A 21,467-nucleotide genomic window follows, 5' to 3' on the forward strand; every position below is an offset into this window, starting at 1 on the left:
GTGCAGGGGGCGGCCGCGCCGATCAGCTCTGCGCGGGGAGGTGGCAGACCTGGATGAGGTCGCGGCCGCGGGTGCGCGACACCAGCAGGCCGCGGCCCGGCGGATACTGCGCGGGGCGCACGTCGCCGAGCAGCACACCCTCGTCCTTCGGTGTGCTCATCAGAATGCCGTCCACCGACATATCTTTCATCGGCCCGAGCACGGGGTCGTAGAGCGCACGGGCCGCGCCGCCCGCGCGCCGCGCGATGATCACGTGCAGGCCGATATCGCGGGCCTGCGGCAGCAGATCCATCAGCGGCAGCAGCGGATTGTTCGACGCCACCATGTCGTAGTCGTCGACGATCACGTACACCTCGGGGCCGGTCCACCAGTCGCGCTCGCGCAGCTGGGCCGGCGTGATGTCGGGTCCGGGCAGACGTTTCGACACGAACCCGGCGACTTCCTTGAGCGTGGGCACGGAAGTCTGTGCGGAGGTGGAATATCCGGCCAGGTGCGGCCCGTCGATCACGCCGAGCATGGTGCGGCGGTAGTCGACCATAATGACCCGCGCCTCGTTGGGATGGGTGTTCTCCACCAGTCCCTGCGCGATATTGCGCAGCAGCGTGGTCTTGCCGCAGCCCACGTCGGCGAACACCAGCAGGTGCGGTGACTCCTCGAAATCGAGCACCACCGGCGCCAGTTCCGATTCGCTCAGCCCGATCAGCACCCGCTTGTTGTTCATGGGCAGGCCGAGATCGCGTGCGGTGGCCAGTACTTGGTCGCGGTCGAGTTCCGCGGGCAGCATGCGGACCTCGGGCGCCCTGCGCTCACCATAGAGCTCGACCAGGCCCGCCTTCGCGGCGGTGACGCCGTCGGAGAGCGTATCCGGATTCACCTCGCTGTCCAGGCGGGGCAGGGCGATCAGCATGTGCAGCTTGTCGGTGGTCATGCCGCGGCCCGGACGGTTGATCGGAACATGCACCGCCGCACGGCGATCCATTTCCGAGTCCGATGGATCGCCGAGGCGCAGCTCGATTCTGGTGCCGATCTGATCCTTCACGTTCGGCCGGATCTCGGCCCACCGGTTCGCGCCGAGCATGACGTGGATGCCGTAGGACAACCCGCGCGCCGCCAGGGCGAGCACCTGGCTTTCGATCAGGTCGAAGTCCTCCCGGAAGGCCGCCCAGCCGTCGATCACCAGGAACACGTCGCCGAACGGGTCGGCGGCGAGTGGATCGGATGCCCGTTGCTCGGCGCTCAGTTCCGCCAATTCGGCTTTGCGCTTGCGGAATTCGCGCATGTTCGCCACCCCGAGTTCCAGGAAGCGGGCCTCGCGGCGGCGCAGCAGCGCGCTGAGTTCGGCGACGGTGCGCCGGACCCGGTCGCTCTCCAGACGCCCGGCCGCCGAACCGACGTGCGGCAGTCCGGTGAGCGCGGCCAGGGTGCCGCCGCCGAAGTCGAGGCAGTAGAACTGCACCTGTTCCGGGGTGTGGGTGGCGGCGGCCGAGACGATGATGGTGCGCAGGGTGGTGGATTTGCCCGATTGCGGTCCGCCGACCACCGCGACGTTGCCCTGGGCGCCGGCCAGGTCGAGCGCGAGTACGTCCCGCTTCTGTTCGTACGGCTTGTCGACGATGCCGATCGGCAGCCAGAGGCCGCCGTTGCGGTTGGCTTCGCTGCGCCAATCCGGTTCGGGCAGCAGCATATCGACGGTGGGGGAGATGTCGAGCGGGGGCAGCCAGACCTGATGGGCGGGCCTGCCGTGCCCGGTCAGCCGTTCCACCACCACCTGCAGCAGCGACCGTTCGGGTGCGGCGGGCGGCGTTTCCCCGAGCAGGGCGCTGAGATCCGGCAGCTCCACCGGGATCGGCTGCTGCACTTGCTCATTCGACTCCAGCTCGGTTCGTTCCGCGACAGCCGCCGCGGTGAACAGATCGACCGCGGCCGCTGCGGCGGCGGCCGGTCCACTCGTCCGTCCCGCGACCGGCGGCACATATGGCCCCGACACATACGTGGTGTTGAACCGCAACGGATCCGACGAATCGCTCTTCAGATAGCCCGCCCCGGGCTGCGCGGGGAGGTGGTAGGCGTCGGTGATGCCGAGCACCTGCCGGGATTCGCCCGCCGAGAAGGTGCGCAGGCCGATCCGATAGGACAGATGCGAATCCAGCCCGCGCAGCCGGTTCTCCTCGAGCCGCTGCGAGGCGAGCAGCAGATGCACCCGAAGGGACCGGCCGAGGCGCCCGATCATCACGAACAACTCGGCGAAATCCGGTTTCTGCGACAGCAATTCGGAGAACTCGTCGACGATGATGAACAGCGCGGGCAGCGGGTCGAGCGCGGCGCCCGCCGCACGGGCCTTCTCGTACTCGGTGACGTTGGCGAAGTTGCCCGCGGCGCGCAGCAGTTCCTGTCTGCGGGTCAGCTCACCGGCCAGCGCGTCGCGCATCCGGTCCACCATCGAGAGCTCTTCCTCGAGGTTGGTGATCACCGCGGAGACGTGCGGCAGCGGGTCGAGGCCGAGAAATGTCGCGCCACCTTTGAAGTCGACCAGCACCAGATTCAGCAGATCGGGGGAGTGGGTGGTCACCATCGACAGCACCAGCGTGCGCAGGAACTCCGATTTGCCCGAGCCCGTCGCGCCGATGCACAGCCCGTGCGGGCCCATGCCGTTCTCGGCGGATTCCTTGATGTCGATCTCGACCCGGGTGCCATCGGGGGTGACGCCGATCGGCACCCGCAACCGTTCGCGTGCCGACCTCGGCCGCCAGACCGCGTCCGCGTCCAGGCTCGCCGCGTCCGCGACGCCGAGCATCGCCATCAGTCCGGGGTCGACGCTGACCTCGGCCCCCAGGTCGACCACCTGTGCGCTGGTGGCGATCCGGTACCGCGACAGCCCGCGCGCGAAGGTGGTGGCGACCGCCGGGCTCACCAGGTCGGGACCCGCGAAGTTCTCCACGGTGCCGCCGGTCCGCGCGCCTATCACCGACTCCTCGACCACCAGTTGCAGGCCGCGCCGGACCGCTAGACCGGTCTGCGGCGCGGTCAGGTCGAGCACGGTCACCGAGTCGAGCCCGGCGTCGCTGACCGTGCGTTCGGATCCGCTGACATATCCGTCATCGATCACCACCACCAGGTGCACTCGGCCCGTCGTCGCCGGTGCGTTGCGCAGGAAGCGACCGCGCTCGAGCAGATCGTCCGACAGCGAGGTCTCCAGTTCCGACAGCGATTCGAAAAGCATGCGCGCCGAGCCGATCCGGTCGGCCTCACGCGGATGCTGTAGGTGCGGCAGCCATTTGGTCCAGCTCCACGCCGCGCCGTCGGGATCGGCGGTGACGATCGCGAAGAGCATGTTGTCCGGGCCGTGAAAGGTGGCCAGCTCCATCAGCATCGATCGGACCAGCGCGCGGCCGTGCTCGCGCGGCCCCTCGATGTTCACCGCGGGGAACGCGCGCAACGAGATCGCGGTCGGCAGGCCGTGCACCACCGAATGGGTGCGGACGAAGCGGCGCAGCGCCACGGTCGCCACCGGCTCCAGGTCCTCGAGCGGAACAGTCTCGGGCCGAACGAGTTTGGTGGCCAGGCGATGGCTGCCGACGCCGATCCGGATATGCCCGAAGTCGGGGTCGGTGGGTCTGCGTTCCCACATCCGGCGGGTGCCGATCAGCGCGTGCAGATCGCGCGGGTGCGGATGACTCCAGAACAGGGCTTCGCGCTGGGCGGTGCCGGTGCCGCGGACATCACGACGCAGCTGGTCGAGGTAGCGGAAGTAGTCCTTGCGTTCCTCGTTGAGCTCGGCGGCCTTCTTGCCGCCGCCACTGGTGCGATTGGCGAACATGCCGATCATCGACATCAGCATCATCATCGGGAACATCATGGCGAGCGGATTGGTGAACATGGAGCGCCCACTCATGGTGAACATCAGCCCCATCATGCCCACCATGGCGACCACCATCACCACCGGCAGCAGCCGCTGCCACAGCGGCGCCGGAATCGGCGGGGTGATCTCCGGCGGTGCGTTGAGGATTACTTCGCCGCCCGGTGACCGCGGCGGGGCGATCCTGGCCAGCCGGATGAAACCCTTTGTACCCACTGGCAATTCCTTCGATTAATCGTCGCCCGGCAGGACGAGGGGCCTGCGCTGTTCGCGCCGGAACGGAATGGAGAGGATGAGCACCAGCGCCAGCAGCGTCAGGCAGCTCGCGGCACCCGCGAGGCCGATGCGGCGCGGCCACGGGCTGATGAACGCCGGTGGCGTCGGGCCTGCGATCGCGACGCCGGCGCCGGGATCGTGGTCCTGGCGCACCGGCGGCAGCACCGCGGTGAGCGCGGCCACCGGGTCGATGAGACCCGCACCGAGGCGTACATCGCGGCCGTTGCCAGGGGCGTGCGCGGTGCGGGTGATGCGTTCCATCACCTGGGCGGCGGACAACTCGGGAAAGCGGGACCGCACCAGGGCGGCCAGGCCGGAGACATACGCGGTGGCGAAGCTCGTGCCGTTGACCGCGGCCACCTGACCGTCGGCCTGCGGGGTGCCGTTGACGAGCCCGGTGCCGCCCGGGTTGCTGTCCAACGACATCAGATTGCTGCCCGGCGCGGCGACCGAAACCCAGGGGCCGTACAGGGTGAACGGCGAGGGCGAACCGTCCGGCTCGACCGACGCCACCGACAGCACATAGGGCACGAACCACGCGGGGGTCGCGATCGTCGCGACCGCGTCCCACCCGGCGAGACCGTTCTGTTCTTTGCACGCCCCCTGCTGTTGCAGATTCCCCGCGGCGGCGACGACCACGACGTCGTGTTCGAAGGCGTACCGCAGCGACGCGCCGAGCGCGGCGTCCACCGGGTCGGTGCCCGCGGGGCGGCAGGAGACCGCCGACAGGTTGATGACGGTGGCGCCGCTGTCGACGGCGTGCACCACCGCGGCCGCGAGGGTGTCGACGGTGCCGTAGCCGCCCGCCGACATCGCCCGCGGGTCGTCGGAGCGATAGCTGTTCTTGGCCTGGTAAGCCAGGCTGGTCTGACGGATGGCGAGAATCGAGGCCGCGGGCGCGACACCGGAGAAGCCGTCGTTGCCCTCGGGTTCGGGATGGCCCGCGATGATGCCCGCCACCAGCGTGCCGTGCCCGTCGCAGTCGGCGGTGCCGTCCGAATCGGCGACGTAGTCACCGCCCGGGCGCACCGACAGCCGCGGATGCGGATTGACGCCGGTGTCGATCACCGCGACGGTCTGCCCCGCGCCCTGGCTGAACTGCCAGGCGCGGTCGAGCCCGAGTATCTTCTGCGCGACGGGCACGCCGATCGGCGCGGGCCCGGTCCAATTCGGTTGGGAGCACAGCAGTTTCTGCTCGGCGGGCACCGGAGGGGCGACCGGTGCGTCGGTGATCGACGTGCCAGGGTCGACCACCGGCGGCGGCACGCCGAGCGCCGTGCCGATCGGGGCTGCGGTCAGTGCCATGGCCATCGCGACGACCAAGCCCGAGCGGCGCACCGCGGACTCACGCATTGCGCGCGAAGGCGTAGATGTCGAGAATCCAGAAGACCAGCGGACCGATCACGCAGATGAGGGCGTACTCCACGATCTCGCCCGCCCGCTGCACGACCGGCGACACCTCCATGTTCGGCCCGGCCACGCCGATCACCATGCCGAGCGCGGCGACCAGCAACAGCGCACCGACGGCGGGCAGCGCGAGTTCCGGCATCCGCACACCCCACAGCACGGTCGACCCGATCAGCACCGCGCAGCCGCCGGCCACCAGTACTGCGGCCTGGGTCAGGTCGGCGAAGGCCCGGCCGCGTCTGGCGAGGACGACGCCGACCGCGGCGGCGAGCACCGCGCACTGCCAGCGATGCTCGGTGGTCAGCGCGGTGACGACGAGCGTCGCGAGCACGGTGACCGCGACGACGCCGCAGATCATGCCGGACTGAAAGTCGTTGGCCCGCCTGGACCGTTGCTCGAGGCCGGCCGCCGAGGGGATGGCGGTCGCGCCGATGGCGCCGATGCCCTCGATGGTCGGGCGCGGTTCGTGATCGCGCGGGTCGATGGCCGCGCCCGCGGTCGGCACCGGTGGCACCGGCAGCCGCGCGGCCGCGACCGCGATCCGCGGGGCGAGCGTGATGGCGAGCAGCGCGAAAACGATGACACCGCTCGCGACGTGCACCGGCGTGCAATCCCAGATCGTCACGGTGGCAGCGGCGCCGGTGGCGAAGGCCGCGATCGTGAGGACGCCGGTGAACATCATCGGGCGCACCGCGATCATGCGCATCGCGATGACCGTGAGCAACACGATGGCGGCCCCGCCGAAGAGCAGGTGTGGCGCGCCGGGGCGCCCCGGCACGAATGCCGCTGCGCCACTTCCCATCAAGAGCAGCCCGGCCAGGGCGAGGACCGTCGCGGGGGTGGTCGCCGCGTATTTCCTGGCGACCACCGCGGCGCCGATCGAGATCACCAGACCGGTGCCGACGCCCACCGATCCGGCCAGGACGCCCCAGCCGCTGCCCGCGGCGAACAACAGCAGAAAACACATCGCGACCACCGCCGCGATCGCGCCGCCCATCCCGGCCCGGCCCGCCGATTCGCTCGACCAACCGCGGAAGGAGTCGTCGGTGAGCCGTGCGACCGCGTCGATCACGTCGTCGAACAACGGCGGTGACTCGACCGAGTCCACCGCGCGCAACACCAGCAGATCGCCGTCGAACACCTCGGCCTCGGTCAGCGTCCGTTCCGGGTCGATCGCGCTCTGCCCCGGCATCGCCAGTGTCCAATGCTGGGCGGCCAGTGGGCCGTTGTCCTCGTGTTCGGACAGGTCGGGATTGCGAGAAGCGATGAGCGCCACCACATCCGGGATGAAGCTCGCGATCGCGACGGTGGCGGGCAGCACCACATCCACCTGGGTATTGCCGCCGATCACCGACACCCGGCACAGTTGCGGCTCGATTGCCGTGGACTCCAACACGTTCGGGAAATTAACAACGGACTCGCGCCCGCGCAGCGCCCGGACCTCGAGTTCGCCTAGTCGTAACCCGCGCCGAGCGGTGACGTGCGATTCTGCGCGCCAAGCGGTTTCGTTCGGTTAAGCGACGGTGAATGCGACGTACGCGTGCGTCGGCCGCGGCGTGACGGCACCGCACCGCCGCGCTACGTTGCGCGGCATGTCAGCGATTCGTCAAGCGCAACAGGTCTTCGACGCGGGCGTGCTGTCGTTGGGTTTGACCGTCGACGGTCAACAGGCCGCCAAGAACCTCGAATACGCCAAGGTGGCCTTCCGTCGCGCCACCGAGCTCGACCCGGACATGTGCGACGCGTGGCTGGGCCGGCTCGCGGCCGGTGATGCCTCCGCCGAGGTGTTCGCGCAGTTGCATCGCACCTCGACGACCTCGCTGCTGCGCGAACAGCGCAGGCTCGGGCTGCCGCCGCGCCAGTTGGCGGGACGCTGTCAGATCGGCCAGTACATCGACTATCCGGTCGCCGGGCTCAGCGAGATCTGGATCGCGCAGGCGATGCAGCTGTTGGCCGACAAGCAGTTCGACGACGCCCAGCAGGTGCTCGACGAACTCGATGAGCGCCGCAAGAAACTCACCGACGACCCCGAACGCGAGGTGGACGATCGGCTGTGCGCCTACGCGCGCGGCGTGCTGTACTTCACCGCTCAGCTGTGGCCCGACGTGATGGCGGTGCTGGCCGGATCGGCCGAATGGCCGGACCAGTACATGGCGGTGGGCGCCCACGTCATGGTCGGCACCGCGTGCGCACATCTCGGCCTGTTCGGTGAGGCGACGCGGCGGCTCGAACTCGCCGAGCGCGGGCCGATTCCGGCGGCCCGCACCGCGGCCATGTACTGCCGCGGTCTGGCGTTGCGGGAGCAGGGCAACGAAGACGAGGCGCGCGCGTTGTTCGAGACCGTCTACAGCCAGGTGCCCGGGTTCGCCTCGAACGCGCGCGCTCTGCACGATCCCACCTTCCGAATCATCGTCACCACCCGCGAGCAGATCGAATCCCGCACCGACCGTTGGGATCCCGCGACCGCGCCGTCCCTGGACGAGGCCGCGCTGCAGGAACACCAGGATCGCGCCGAGGAGATCTTGGCCGCCGCCCGCGCGGAATTGCAGGCGCAGATCGGCCTGGCCGCGGTGAAGGTCCAGGTCGCCAAGCTGCAATCCTCGGCGGCGATGGCGAAGATCCGGGCGGAGAAGGGCCTCAACAGCATGCCCCGCGGCCAGCACCTGGCCTTCACCGGTCCGCCGGGCACCGGAAAGACCACCATCGCCCGCGTTGTCGCCAAGATCTACTGCGGCCTGGGGCTGTTGAAGACCGACAAGGTGGTCGAGACCAAACGTTCCGACTTCGTCGGTCAGCACCTGGGGTCCACCGCGATCAAGACCAACGCGTTGATCGACTCGGCGATGGACGGCGTGCTGTTCGTCGACGAGGCGTACACGCTGATCCAGTCGGGCCTGTCCGGGGGCGACGCGTTCGGCCGCGAGGCGGTGGACACCCTGCTCGCGCGCATGGAGAATGACCGCGACCGGCTGGTCGTCATCATCGCAGGCTACGACGGCGAGATCGATCGCTTCCTGGCCAGCAACGACGGCCTCGCCTCCCGGTTCGCCAAGCGCGTCAAGTTCGACTCCTACACCCCCGAAGAGCTCTGCGATATCGGCGAATTCATTGCGCGCAAACGCGATTCGTCGCTGTCACCCGATGCGGTCGGCTGCCTGCGCGCCGCCTGCGCCCAGCTGTACGCGACCGAGCGCACCGACCAGAGCGGCCTGCCACGCCGCGGCGTCGACATCGCGGGCAACGGCCGGTTCATCCGCAATGTCATCGAAAGTGCCGAGGAAGAGCGGGAATACCGCCTCGCCATGGACGAGTCGCTCGACCTGCGCGCCCTCGACGAAGACACCCTGATGCGCATCGAGGCCGACGACATGAGCAAGGCGCTGGAGAGCGTGCTCGCTACGTTGACGTGAGTGCTGCTCGCCGCGCCGGTGTGCGACCGGTGCGGCGAGCAGCGAGGTCAGGAGGATCGCGCCCGGCGCCGATCCACGAACACCAGCACCGGCTCCACCACACGGGCGGCAATCGGTCCGAGGACCGCCATCAACAGCACGTAGGTCGTTGCCATCGCGGTGAATTCGTCCGGTACCGCGCCTGCGGAGACCGCGAGTCCGGCGATCACGATGGAGAATTCACCGTGCGCGACGAGCGCGGTGCCTGCTCGCGCGCGCCCGAATTTGGACACCCCGCCCCACTTGCCCGCCCACCAGCCGGTGGCGATCTTCGTCGCCACCGTGACCGCGGCCAGCACGCACGCCCAGCCGAGGACCGGCGGGATGCTCGCCGGGTCGGTGCTCAGACCGAACAGGACGAAGAACATCGCGGCGAACAGGTCACGCAGCGGTTCGAGTAGTTTGGTCGCGTTGTGCGCGGTGGATCCGGAGATGGCGATGCCGAGCAGGAACGCGCCGACCGCGGCCGAAACCTGCACCGCCGAGGCGACTCCCGCGACCAGCAGCGCCGAGCCGAGCACCTTCAGCAGGAAGATCTCGCGATCCTCGCTGTCCACGATCATCGACACGTAGCGGCCGTACCGCAGCGCGATCACGAGCACGACGGTCACCGCGGCGAGCGCGATGCCGAGGGTCTGCAGCCCGGCGAGGAATCCGACGCCGGCCAGCACCGCGGTCAGCACCGGCAGATACCCGGCCATCACCAGATCCTCGAAGACCAGGATGGACAGGATGATCGGGGTTTCCCGGTTACCGAGCCGACCGAGGTCGTTGAGGACCTTCGCGACGATGCCGGACGAGGAGATGTAGGTGACGCCGGCCATGGCGATCGCCCCGGTGGGCCCCCACCCGAGCACGAGCGCGACCAGCACACCGGGTGTGGCGTTGAGCACGAGATCGAGCACGCCGGCCATCCACGACTTGCGCATCCCGGTGACCAATTCCGCCGCGCTGTACTCGAGTCCGAGCAACAGCAACAGCAGCACAACGCCGATCTCGCTGGCGATGTGGATGAACTCGTCGACGTGTCCGAGCTGCACCAGCCCACCGGACCCGAAGACAAGGCCGCCGAGCAGATACAACGGAATCGGCGACAGACCGATCCGGGCGGCCACCCGCCCCAGTAGTCCGAGACCGAAAAACACCGCCCCGAGTTGCATCAGCGCAAGGGCGGTTTCGTGTGCGACCACCGGCTCAGCCGTCGGTGAGAATCGTGGCGGCGGCGTCTAGGCCGTCCGCGGTGCCGACGACGATCAGCAGATCCCCGGCCACCAGGACCAGATCCGGGCCCGGCGAGGCGATCGGATTGCCCGCGCGCATCACCGCGACGATGGACGCCCTGGTGCGGGTGCGCATCTCGGTGTCGCCCAGTCGGCGCCCGTCATAGGGCGAGCTCTTGCGGATCGCCAGCTGCCGGGTGGTGAGACCTTCCAAGTCGCGGTGTTCCTCGCGCAGCTGAGCGACCAGCTGCGGCGCGCCGAGCAGATTCGCCAGCGTGGACGCTTCCTCCTTGGTCAGGGGCAGCTGTTCGGTCACCTCGGGATTGTCGGCCTTGCTCAGGATCAGGTCGATCGACCCGTCTTTACGGTCGATGATTCCGAGCCGGCGGCGCGCGCCTTTCAACGGAAAGTCCTTGCGTACACCTATCCCCGGCAGGGGTGTCACCTCGATATTCACACATCGCACCCTAATCACGCCGTCCGCGCGGCGCGCGCCACCTCGCCCGATCTCCCGCCGCGCCCTTCCGATCGCACAGATCAGCTTCGCGCGCGGTGCGGACATGCTGGATGCGCGCACACGCACATGCATATGTAGCAACTATTTAGCTAATGGCATATTTTGGGCGAATGTCGCCCAGGCGGGTTTTGTCCGTGTAGCGACCCGTATGCGTGTCCGATATAGGGTGAATATGCCTCAAATCACCCAAAATTCCCGACTTTTGGTAGAAATGCCGTTCTATCAGGCATTTTCAGCGATGTGCATTGTGCATAATCCCCCGTGGGGATCTTCGTGTACATGCACAATTGATCGCTTCTATTGACGGGTTGGCGCATGGCGCGCACTCTTCTCCGCAGTCCAACAGTTAACCGTTGGCTAACAACTTGTGGAGAGGAATGTTCTATGCGAAGAAGTTCCGTCTGGGCAGGGGTGGCCTTGCTGTCCGCAGTCACCGTGGCCGCGCTGCCCGCTGTCGCCACCGCTGATCCGGTTGTCCAGGAGAACAACACCTACGTGTCTCCCGGGGTCGTCGGACCGCCGCCGGTCCCGCCGTCATGGCAGAACCTGGAGGACGGACGCACCGATTTCGAGCCGGGTACCAACGGCGTGCTGAACCCGAACGTGATCGACCCGCAGTACTTCGACCTCGTCCAGCAGCGTCGCCATGACCTGGTCGCGGCCGCGGTCCTCGACGGCGCGGTCGACGGCGCCGCCACCGGCGCCATCGCCGGTGCCGGTGTCGGCGCGGCCCTGGGCGGCACCGCCGGAGCCGGTGCCGGCATCGGTGCCGGCACCGCCGCCGGACTCGTCGCCGGTCCGCTCATCGGCGCGGCGACCGGCATGGCCGCCGGCTGCCTCGTCGGCCTGCCCGCCCTGCTCGTCGGCTGCGTGCCCGGCGCCATCGTCGGCGGCACCATCGTCGGCATCGCGGGCACCATCGTCGGCCCGCCCGCGGGCGCCGCCGCGGGCGGCCTCGTCGGCGGTGCCGCGGGCGCCACCGTCGGCGGCGCGATCGGCGCGGGCATCGGCACCGGCGTCGGCGCGGCCATCGGCGCCGCCACCGCCGCCTCCGAAGCCAACAGCCAGTACGCCCAGCAAAACCTCAACGACCTAGAAGGTTTCGCCTACACCCGCAACCGCTAGTCACCCCAGAAGCCGGCACCCGGTTCGTCACCCGGGTGCCGGTTTCCAGTTCTCCCGAAGCTCCCGCCGCGCGGACGAGCTCGGCCTACTCTCAGTCCGTGGTTCGACGGGCGATGACTCGCATATGTAGTCCGCGTGGGGCGATAAAGGTGGCGAGTTTCGGGCGAACTCGGTGGCGGGGATGCTGCTGCAATCTCCAGCGGGACGTGATGGTCGCCAGGGTGAGAACGGCGTCGGCCGCGCCGAGCGAGTCGCCGATACACTTTCGGCCGCCACCGCCGAACGGTATGAAGCCTTCGTGTGGTATTCGGCGGTCGGGCAGCCATCGATCGGGGTCGAAACGGTCGGGGTCTGGATACAGGTCTGCGCGGTGGTGGATGATGTACGGGCTGTAGACGATGTTGGTTCCAGCGGGAATTACGTACTTGCCGAGCTGGGTATCAGTAGTGGCGATGCGAGTGAGCAGCCACACTGGCGGCCATAGCCGTAGGGTTTCGTTAATGATCCGAGTGGTCAGCGGCAGGCGAGGCAAGTCTGCGAAGGTGGCATACCGTCCGGCAAGGACAGCGTCGACCTCGGCGTGTAGGTCCTTTTCGATTTCGGGATGTTGGGCCAACATGTGTAGCGCCCATGCGAGAGTAGCTGCGGTGGTGTCGACGCCGCCGATGAAGAACGCCATGATCGTATCGACGATCTGGGAGTCGGTTAGCTGTTGCTCGTCGCTTTCCGGGGCGCGGGCGCTGAGCAGCGCTGTCAACAGGTCGCCTTCGTCTGTGGCTTTGGCGCGCCGGTCGCTGATGGCGGCGTAAATGGTCTCGTGCAGACGAGAGTTTGCTAAATCGTCGCGGCGGTTGCCGAGTATGCGTAGACGGTCCAACGGCGGGGGTAGCAGCATTCGCCAAAAGACGGCGGCTAGGACGATGTCGAGGTCGGCGAGCACTTGCGTTTGCTGCTCGGGCGCCACGCTGGTGGGGAATATCGCGGCAAACAATCCTTTAGACACTATTGTCCGTGTTTCAGCGGCGATGTCGAGGACTTGACCGTCACGCCAGCAATCGATAACGGAAGCCACTGTGGTCATCTTGACCTGGGTGTAGTCAGGAATGCGTTTCCGGTGAAAGGTTGGTTGTGCCAGGCGTCGCAGGCGTCGGTGCTGGTTGTGTGGGCACAGGCCCAAGCCATCGCCGATGAGCTTCCGGCCCTGATCATAGAGCGGACCACCCTTGTCGAACGTCCGGTCGTCGCGCAGAAGTTGGCCGGTCAGGGAGGGGTCGCACACCACGACTGCTTTGACTGGGCCGATGCGGATTCTTACTAGATCGCCCTGCGCCGGCAAAGATGCAAGAAAAGGCCCGAGCCGCCACAGGAGGGTTACGTGCCCGATAAGCGGTAGTTCACCTTTGACGGTCGGGATCAGTGCGGTGACTTTGACGTCGTCTTTATGTCTATGGCTTCCAGGCTCGTGCCGGCGATGCGGTCGTAGACCGCCTGAGCGTGATTTCACAGTGGTCTCCGTTCTCGACGCGCCGCATTCCGCGCAACGCAGGCGAGTCAGACGGGAGGCAATCAGCCATCGCGAGGTGTCCGTTCTGCCCGTGGGTGCCAATTTTAGAGCCGTGGGTAGTTAGGGACGCCAAAATAATTTGTACCCTCGAAATTTTTCCAGCACGAGCCCTTGGAGTCTCGAGCAGATTCTCGGCGCGACAACATCGTGGAAGGTGTCGAGGCTGACCGGAGGTTGCGGCTCTGGCGCACCGGGTCTCTTAAAATCTCGGCGTATTGGTGCCAACATAATTTGGATCGCTGTAAATCCGTGGCCAGTACGCAGCCGCCGAGGCCGCCGCCGGTCAACTCGGCGCCCTGCCTGCCGATACCCCCATCGCCGAACTCGTAGGCCTGGCCAAGGTCCGCTGGCGCATCGAACACGACTACCGCGAACTCAAAACCGGCCTCGGCCTCGACCACTTCGAGGGCCGATCCTGGCTCGGCTGGCACCGCCACGCCACCCTCGTCACCGCCGCCCACCTGTTCATCACCACACCGCGACTTACCGACCCGAAAGCAACGGGGCAGGACTGACCTTCTACGGCATCCTCCACAAATCCAATGCGCACTAGCTATTTGGATCGGCACCTGCCCACTCTGCCGCCACACCTTCCCGACCTAACAAAGCACTACTAGGCCGTGTAAATGCCCGCATAAATTTTGGAGGGCTACTTGCGCCCTGCTCGACGTGTCCTCGGCTCTATTATGGTTGCAAGGTTGCTATCGTGCTTGCTGCACCCTTCGGCGGGGCAGGTGGACTATCTGCAGGCCTCCCTTCCGTTGTGCGGTTAGCGCGAGAAACGCGCCGCGTGGCCGGAGTCGGACGAAGCCGTCAATGCCTGCCTAGAGAAGTCGAGGAGATCAGTGCTTTTTGAGTGCTTCATGGTCTTGATGGCTGTCGTGCAGATGGTGCTAGCCATCCGACTGTTGGCCGCCGGGTTGCGAAAGATGCGTAAGCCAGCGGAGACAAGAATTGCAATGGCGCGATATCGAGTAGTGCCCGAACCCCTGGTGACCTTTATGGCGGCGGCATTGCCAATTGTAGAGATCGCGATCGGCATATTCCTGCTCGTCGGTGCGTCTGTGCGATGGGCGGCATGTGCCGCCGCAGGACTGCACATTGGATTCGCGATGGTGATCAGCGTAAATCTCTTGAGAGGCCGTTCGTTTGATTGTGGGTGCCATGGAGCCGACGCTGGTCGGACAATCGACTGGGCACTCGTTGGCCAGAACCTTATCTCCGCTGTCGCGGCGGCACTGCTTGCGATCCATCCTTTACCCAGGATTCCCGGCATGGACACGGTCGCAGTAATCGCGGTGACTGCGATGGCGTGGTGCCTCGCACGGCTGCTGGTCACCATGCGCCATGTGGCTGCGCAGGCCGGCCAGGTTGAAAGTCATTTGCTGTGGAGGGTGATCTGATGACGTGGCCGTGGATGATGGTGGTGCTTGCCCTTGTTGTCGTGGTCGTCGGGCAGAGCATCCTGCTGCTCGGACTGATGACGCGATTAGAGCCGACTCTGGCCAAACTGGAGACCCTATTCGGGCCGGGCACAGAGTTGTATCCCGCTACTGGCAAACAACTTCCAGAGACTGAGTTGTACGACGGCAGCGGCGGGAGTGTCCGCTCCGGTCAGTGGCTCGGGACGCAGCAAGTGTTGCTGTTCGCTGCCGCGTCGTGTCCACCGTGTATGCACTTACTCGACGGTCTGCGTGCAAGCCCCGCCCGAGAACCTGATGTTCCAGTCATGCTCATTACCAATGAGGCTTCTGCGCAGGTCCTGCGCGATGCCACGCTCCCTGACTGGCTCATAATCCTCCACGAGTACGAGGACGGGTTGGCTGAAGGCCTCGGAGTGGACCGTACACCGTTGGCAGTTCTGGTCGACGAACATAATCGGGTTCAGCACACGACCGTCCCCAAGACGGTCGATGATATTCTCTCTGCTCCGAGAATCACTGCCGAACGGATCTTGTCCGGTCCATAATGCGAGTTTACGCCAAACCGTCCCACAGCACCGACCATTCAAGAGTTCACTTGCCGACGTGTCCCAGCGCCGCAGTCAGACGCCATCAAGTGTTAGTCGACGCCATTTCAGGATAATTGGATTACCCCAGTATCAGAACGGATGGAGTTCGACCATGTGTGCATCTCCTCGACCCGCCGATCGTGTTCCCCGAGCTTCGGTGCCGACCTCTCGTCGAGCGCTCATCCGAATGATCGCTACCTCTGCGGGAGCGGGTGCGCTCGCGATGATCGGCATGTCTACGGCCCGAGCGCAACCAACAACCTGCAATTGGAAACCTTCTGCTACATATAAGGGCGTCTGCGGTAGTGACCAATCCTGCGAAGATGAATGCGTAAGGCGCAACGGCGCGAAAGGTGGACGGTGTTACTACGTATACCCGGCGCACCGCTGTGAATGCTGTCAATAAGAGCGATGTGGTTCTCAAATTCCGATTGCCACGTCCTCTCGTCGACAACAGACCGGCGAAAAGAGCCAAGGGGCAGAAGAAGGCTCTGCTCGAACCTCACCGGGAGGTACCTGTGGTGCGGCGCATCTTCGCCTTGCTGGGCGCTGCACGCGCCGTTGCTGATGTCGAGGCGGGGGTGGAGCGGCTGGTGCGCGAGCTCTCGCCGGGCCGAATCGGAGAGTTCGACGTCTTCTATGGGTGGGCGGCGACTCCACATCGGTTGCGTGCAGGGCTACCCACCGTACCGTCCCGCTGTCATCGGCACTCGCCGAGGAAGTCGGGTTGCCTGATCGAGGAGGTGGGGTGCGGCAAGATATCGACCCGTTGCGCGGCGGTCTCCGCGCGGAGTTCCTGGGTGTTTGAGTGCTGGGTGGAGTGGGTATCCCCGCTCTGACCCGGACTAAGTCCAGGTCAGAGCGGGTGTGGCGCCCCCGGCGGGGCACCATATAGATGGGAACAGTGCCGACCAGCATCTTCTTGGTGGTCGGTTGGTGCTCGAAGCTGACTTCGCGCTGTGACGGCCGCCGATTGTTGTGTCGGTCCCAATCATGCGGCGTTTCGAACAGCATCCATACAAACGTCTACCCCTCGTGAACCGGCCTACTGACCGAAGAAATACGAGCTGGGATGCCTTGCAATTGCCGAAGTATCTCGAAAGGCGTGGGCCCCAGACGGTCGTCCGCGGGGCGGCCATCAGAACGTGCCTGGCACAGCGATTCGAACAGCTCCTCGGCGACAGCTTGAGATTCGCTCACAAATCCATCATCCATCCAGCTGCCAGGCCCTCCGCTCCTCTTTCCCGACTTCGGCCATGCTGGCCTGACAACTTCAGGCCGCCGAAGGTGCGCCGAAGCCCAGTGCACGTGAGCGGTTGAGGTGACTGTGCGAGCGGCACCGATCCAAGGTAGTCGTGGCTACGAATACCAGCTTGGTGTGCACGACCAACCTGGCGGCACACGGTCTTTGGCGGTCGATTTGAATCGCTAAGGCTTCTTGTGTCCGTATCTTGCCGGGCTCGATCTCCTGAGGAGCGGTGTGTTTCAGTCTGGAATCACTTGTGCAGGGTTCGTCAGAGGCTAGTGTGTGCCGGGTTTTGTTCGTTTCCTTGGAGGTTCGCCGGACCGCGGAGGTTTGACCTGCATGTTCGCTGGAGGTGGGATCAGCTCGTTCGTTCGGACAGTGTGCCCGGTGTCGCTGGTGTTGCTGCTGGGTGTTCCCGCCGCTGGTGTCGGGTTCGCGGAACCCGGTATCGACAAGGCGCAGACGATGCAATCGCCGGAGGGCTGGGAGATTTCGATAGCCAAGACCGAAGAGACACTGGATGCAGTGCCGCCGTTGAACGCTGCGGCGTTCTCTCGTGAGGCGTTCTTGTCGGTTACCGCCAGTGCGACGATTGGTGGACAGGGCACTACCCCGGTGCGGGCGGGGGTGATCGCGGCAGGGGTGATGATCGGCTGCAACACCGATGTCTCCCCGGGACTGACGTTGGGCTTGAACGCCAACCTCGGGGCGAACCTCGGTGCCTCTGGTAACGGGACACTGTCGCAATCCCCTGCCGGTACCGCTGGTCTCAACGGAGGTGCTAACGCAGGACTCGGTGGCAATGTTCAGGTGACGTTGCGGCCGGGCTCGATCACCACTGTGACCTTGGCGTCCAAGCCGATTGCCGCTGCGACGGGAGACTTGGCGTTGAAAGGGGTGGCGTTGCACGTGGATGCCTGTATCGGGCAGGTGGCGATGCGCACGATCGCCTCGTTCACCGTGTCCACCGCGACTCGCGATGACTCGGTCACTGTCTATGGCGAACCCCAGTCGTTCTGATCACGTCACCGGCCTCCCCGTGGTGACCGGATTGTTGCAATCGGCAGTCATTGATGCAGGTCAAGGCAGTGTGGTAGCGGAGTAGCATCCCGACAGTACTGATCTGATGGTGCTGTCGTGTGAACAGCTCTCCCCGCATTCTCCTAGTTCGACCACGGCTGTAGAAGCAGGCGAAGGGAGCATGGGCAGTGACTACAGAAGCATCGACCGCGGCGGGTAACCCTGGAGGGTCGTCGGCAGCGGATTCTGGTGAAGGGCTGGTGCGTCCGGTGGCCGCTCTGGTGGTCGGGCTGGGTGTGCTGATCGCGGCGTTCGCGGTGTTGAATCGGATACCAGGATGGGCCGATGACTATGGTGCGATCTGGGTGTATTTGGGCTATTTCGTGGTCATGTCGATCGCGGGCCGATTGTTCTGGCAAGGTGCCGACGCGCTGATCGCACGGATCCGTACCGGTGAGGCCGAGCCCGGATCGGGCCGGTGAGGACCTCCACCGCGGTGTCTTCAATGCGGCGGCGAGTAGCCGGGTATGTGATGGCGGCCGCGGTCCTCGCTGGTGGTGTCGCGGCGTTGTGGGCCAGTCCGGTTGCGGCGCAGCCGATCTGTATTCCCTCTCCGATCGTGTCGTGTCCGCCCCCGCCGCCTCCGCAACCTCAGCCGGGGGCGCCGAGCACTGCGCCGGTGCCGACACCGGTCATGCCCACGGTTCCCGATCAGCCCGGCACGGGTGGTGGACCCAATGGTGGTGCTTTCGTTCCGCCCGCACCCGGCCCCTACAACGGCACTCCCATCATCCCGGTCCCCGGTGCACCCGAGCCTGTTCTGCCGGGCAACTTGCCTCCAGTCCCGCCAGCCCCCGCGCCGGCACAGCCGGGGCTAGCACCGGCTCCCGCACCAGAAGCCCCCGCGCCTCCACCACCAGACGCAGATATCGTGACCCAGCTCGAACGTGCCGCGAAGCTACATGAGCAGGGGTTGCTGTCGGATCAAGAGTTCGCCGACCTCAAACAACGCCTGCTCAACGGCAAGGTCGCACCACCGCGACCACCCGCCCTCGAACAACCCACACAACCGGAGCCCACGACTTCGACCGATTCCCACCGAGGGGGTAGCGACAAACGCATTCCGGCGCTGCTCCTCGCCGGACTGACAGCATTCCAGGCGGCGGGCCTGCGGCGGCCGGTCCGCAATGGTCCCGCTACAACACAAGGCATCGGTGCCCCGTTTGCCCGGTCGCGGCCCGCCACCGCGGCGGGTAGGTTCGGCGGCTTGGTCAAGGAAGCCAACAGCAAACCCGAGATCGGTGCCGGAGGCGGTGGGGGGAAGTCCGGTGCCGGGCAGTCGTCGTCGATGGGGACGATGGGGATGCTGGCTGGTGTCGACCCCGTACCGAAGCAGCAGCCCGGAGTCGGCGACCTGCCCGACGTGATCGACATCGTCAACCAAGGCACACCCGAACCGGGCCAGAGCAGAACCCTCCCCAGCGGTACCGGCGTGCAAACCAATCCCGGAGGCACCAGCACTCAGTGGTCTCCGCCGGGAGGCCAACCGTTTACCACCGAGACCACCCCACCCCGCCCGAAGCAGCAATCCACACCTTCCCCCTCGCAACAGTCGTCGATCACGCCTCAGCAGTTGACCGGTGTCGAACCGATGCCGACGCAACAGCAGGGGCCGATGGACCTCATCGATGTCCTCGCGTTGACCAAGCAAGGACCGATCAAGCCGAACACGACCACGGAACTGCCCAGCGGCTACACCATCGAGAACACGACCACGACCACCGAGAACGGTGTCACCGTCAGCACCAACACCTACAGCTACCCCGGCGCGGAAACCACCAGCCGCACCGAATACACGCGCACGTTCAACGAACCCTTCAACGGCGAAGGCAGCTCCTACGACGCCACCGTCGATGAAAACGGCAACCTCATCTCCGTCACCGTGCACGGCTCCAAGACCATCAAACAGATCACCTTCAACCCCGACCACTCCTACACCGTCACCGGAACAGACGGCAGTACACAACGATTCGACCCCACCGGCAAACCGATCACCAAACCACCCACCGACCTCGACAACCCGAAATCACAAGCCACCAAAGACTGGCTACGAGAAGGCTGGCACACCGCCACCAGCCTCAACCGCTTCATCCAAAACCTGCAAGGCGCCCGTGGCGTCGACGGATTCAAAGACGGCGCCGAAACCCTCGGCAACGCCGCCACCGCCTACGGTGAGTGGGCACTCAAGAACCAGAACAACCCGAGCGCCAACGCCGAACTCCTCGCCAAATTTGGACAGAAACTGTTCCGTTACGACGAACTGGTCCAATACGGCCCGCAGTACTGGCAGCAGAAGATGGGCCTCGATATTGCCACCGCTCTAATCGGTGGAGAAGGCGCTGGTGCCGCCCGGCCGTTGCTCCGTGCGGGCGACGAAGCAGCAGAAGGCCTCGGCGCAGGCGCGACCGCACCGAAAGGCGGGGCGGCGTTGCCCGGTACTGTCGATCCGTACGGCATGAAGCTCGACATCGACGGGCCACGGGCTTTGGAACGTCCGGGTCCGTCGAATAACCTCGGTTTGAATGCTGGGGAACTAAGTTGGTCCAGGACGGCTGAAGGTCATTTCGGGGACTACGGAAAAGGGCTGGACCCCTATCCATCGCGACCCTACATGCGCTCCAACGAATTCACGCAGATGATCATCGACGCTGTTCCTCCCGTGCCCGACCCTCAAGGATATCCCGGGGCTATGCTGTGGGAAGCGCCGGGATCGTTGCGTGGTACGCCCGGAACCTACGAGTTAGTGATCGATGTGCCAAATCAGACAATTATTCATTACTTGTTCAAGGGGGACCGTTGAGTCGGCTGGAATTTCGTACACACCCGGGTGATCCCCTTGAGCTGACCCCGGTCTATCGGAAATCGGAGCACTCCTTCGATGTGACACCGACCACTATCGAGAGCGGATTCGGTAGACGCGGTGTAACCTCGCTCACCATCAAGTACCTCCAGCTCGAGGTGGACATAGAATCCGCGCGGATACTGCACGTATGGGGCCTGCACTACAGTCCGAATTGGTCGAGTGCGAACCTGGAACCGCCGGAATCCGAACCTGCGATAGTGACCGTCTGGTCGGACCCTCCGCTACTTGCGGGAGTTTCTATCAGCCTCGATGAAGGCACCGACTGGACTACCGAATACGACGAACGAACGGGATGGGTGCGAGTAACTCGAGCCGATTCTCGGCCCGGGCAAATACTTGAAATCGCAACCGGAACGTTGCTTGAACTCAGTCACGAGGGGTTGACCTCGATATGGGTTCGCCCGAAATTCGTTGACTAGAACCGGCAGACCGGCAACCGGCAGACCGATTGCAGACCGCTGCAACCGCGCGATTCGGTCCGGCGACTTCATCGTATTCGGCGGTGTGGGCGGTGCCGCTGGTTTCGATCGCGGCGATGATCACACGGTGGGCGTCTTCGCTGCCGAGGCCGAGCTGGCGGCATACGGCCAGTAGTCCGGGTAGTAGGGCGGCGTGGGTGATGCCCAAAGGCCTCGCGCCCGGCACCGGGAAAGCTGCGACCGCTTCCGATGCAACTTGGCGGTCAGGTACCCACGAGAAACCAGCCCCTGACCGGCAGCCAGATCTCGGGCTGCGGACGTTGATGGTGCTGAGGCAGTCAAACGTCCCACGGCCGAGTCACTCCGAACCTGACGAACACCGGTTGGTCCTTGGAGAAGTCGTGGGATGGCTTCGCCGTGCACACGGAGGCTGG

13 protein-coding genes and 1 pseudogene are annotated in these 21,467 nt (G+C 65.7%); 8 read left to right on the plus strand and 6 right to left on the minus strand.

Translation table 11 applies throughout. From position 1 onward, the window contains the following. Positions 1-22: 22 nt before the first annotated feature. From eccCa to eccD, 3 genes are read right to left on the minus strand one after another with little or no spacing between them, the layout of a single operon-like run. The gene (eccCa, locus tag F5X71_RS08290) at positions 23-4,072 is read right to left on the minus strand and encodes a type VII secretion protein EccCa (protein WP_167461415.1); all 4,050 of its coding nucleotides are present in this window, start codon (positions 4,070-4,072) and stop codon (positions 23-25) included. A gap of 15 nt (positions 4,073-4,087) precedes the next feature. Further along, a complete protein-coding gene (gene mycP / locus F5X71_RS08295) occupies positions 4,088-5,485 on the minus strand; it encodes a type VII secretion-associated serine protease mycosin (protein WP_167461416.1) in 1,398 nt (465 codons plus the stop codon). Further along, positions 5,478-6,935, minus strand: coding sequence for a type VII secretion integral membrane protein EccD (gene eccD / locus F5X71_RS08300; protein ID WP_167461417.1), 1,458 nt, complete (start codon positions 6,933-6,935; stop codon positions 5,478-5,480). The genes mycP and eccD overlap by 8 nt, the downstream gene beginning before the upstream one ends. A gap of 196 nt (positions 6,936-7,131) precedes the next feature. On the opposite strand from eccD, the gene eccA reads away from it, so the two are divergent. After that, a complete protein-coding gene (gene eccA / locus F5X71_RS08305; RefSeq protein WP_167461418.1) occupies positions 7,132-8,949 on the plus strand; it encodes a type VII secretion AAA-ATPase EccA in 1,818 nt (605 codons plus the stop codon). A 47-nt stretch (positions 8,950-8,996) separates the two neighbouring features. Here eccA and F5X71_RS08310 read toward each other — a convergent pair whose 3' ends face one another. Both F5X71_RS08310 and F5X71_RS08315 read right to left on the minus strand, forming a co-directional pair. Continuing rightward, entirely contained in the window at positions 8,997-10,148 is a 1,152-nt protein-coding gene (locus tag F5X71_RS08310) for a cation:proton antiporter (protein WP_167466309.1), read from the minus strand. 34 nt (positions 10,149-10,182) lie between these two features. Further along, positions 10,183-10,665: a cation:proton antiporter regulatory subunit gene (locus F5X71_RS08315; RefSeq protein ID WP_167461419.1), complete on the minus strand. Its 483-nt coding sequence runs from the start codon at positions 10,663-10,665 to the stop codon at positions 10,183-10,185. Positions 10,666-11,109: 444 nt separating this feature from the next. Here F5X71_RS08315 and F5X71_RS08320 point away from each other — a divergent pair, with 444 nt between their 5' ends. Continuing rightward, complete coding sequence (locus F5X71_RS08320; protein WP_167461420.1) at positions 11,110-11,850, plus strand: hypothetical protein; 741 nt, start codon at positions 11,110-11,112, stop codon at positions 11,848-11,850. Positions 11,851-11,941: 91 nt separating this feature from the next. On the opposite strand, the gene F5X71_RS08325 is transcribed toward F5X71_RS08320, so the two are convergent. Further along, entirely contained in the window at positions 11,942-13,267 is a 1,326-nt protein-coding gene (locus tag F5X71_RS08325; protein WP_167466310.1) for a cytochrome P450, read from the minus strand. 434 nt (positions 13,268-13,701) lie between these two features. Between F5X71_RS08325 and F5X71_RS08330 the strand changes: the two are divergent. The 6 genes and pseudogenes from F5X71_RS08330 to F5X71_RS08360 form a co-directional block, all read left to right on the plus strand. After that, positions 13,702-13,929: pseudogene (locus F5X71_RS08330) on the plus strand (transposase); the annotation flags it as partial. Between the two features lie 330 nt (positions 13,930-14,259). After that, positions 14,260-14,817 (plus strand): MauE/DoxX family redox-associated membrane protein, encoded by a 558-nt coding sequence (locus F5X71_RS08335; RefSeq protein WP_167461421.1) that lies wholly within the window; start codon positions 14,260-14,262, stop codon positions 14,815-14,817. Beyond that, the gene (locus tag F5X71_RS08340) at positions 14,817-15,383 is read left to right on the plus strand and encodes a TlpA family protein disulfide reductase (protein WP_167461422.1); all 567 of its coding nucleotides are present in this window, start codon (positions 14,817-14,819) and stop codon (positions 15,381-15,383) included. Before F5X71_RS08335 ends, F5X71_RS08340 begins: the two co-directional genes overlap by 1 nt. 1,675 nt (positions 15,384-17,058) lie before the next feature. Beyond that, a complete protein-coding gene (locus F5X71_RS08350; RefSeq protein WP_167461424.1) occupies positions 17,059-17,691 on the plus strand; it encodes an MspA family porin in 633 nt (210 codons plus the stop codon). Positions 17,692-17,879: 188 nt separating this feature from the next. Further along, positions 17,880-18,173 (plus strand): hypothetical protein, encoded by a 294-nt coding sequence (locus F5X71_RS08355; protein WP_238815784.1) that lies wholly within the window; start codon positions 17,880-17,882, stop codon positions 18,171-18,173. Between the two features lie 449 nt (positions 18,174-18,622). Further along, a complete protein-coding gene (locus F5X71_RS08360) occupies positions 18,623-20,551 on the plus strand; it encodes an SHOCT domain-containing protein (protein ID WP_167461426.1) in 1,929 nt (642 codons plus the stop codon). Positions 20,552-21,467: the final 916 nt, after the last annotated feature.

It is taken from the genome of Nocardia brasiliensis (genome assembly GCF_011801125.1).
GTDB classification, from domain to species: Bacteria; Actinomycetota; Actinomycetes; order Mycobacteriales; family Mycobacteriaceae; genus Nocardia; species Nocardia brasiliensis_C.

Excerpts from the sequence above, each read along its gene's own strand:
- mycP (WP_167461416.1), bottom strand. The coding sequence starts at position 5,485 with ATGCGTGAGTCCGCGGTGCGCCGCTCGGGCTTGGTCGTCGCGATGGCC.
- eccA (WP_167461418.1), top strand. The coding sequence starts at position 7,132 with ATGTCAGCGATTCGTCAAGCGCAACAGGTCTTCGACGCGGGCGTGCTG.
- F5X71_RS08310 (WP_167466309.1), bottom strand. The coding sequence starts at position 10,148 with ATGCAACTCGGGGCGGTGTTTTTCGGTCTCGGACTACTGGGGCGGGTG.
- F5X71_RS08320 (WP_167461420.1), top strand. The coding sequence starts at position 11,110 with ATGCGAAGAAGTTCCGTCTGGGCAGGGGTGGCCTTGCTGTCCGCAGTC.
- F5X71_RS08340 (WP_167461422.1), top strand. The coding sequence starts at position 14,817 with ATGACGTGGCCGTGGATGATGGTGGTGCTTGCCCTTGTTGTCGTGGTC.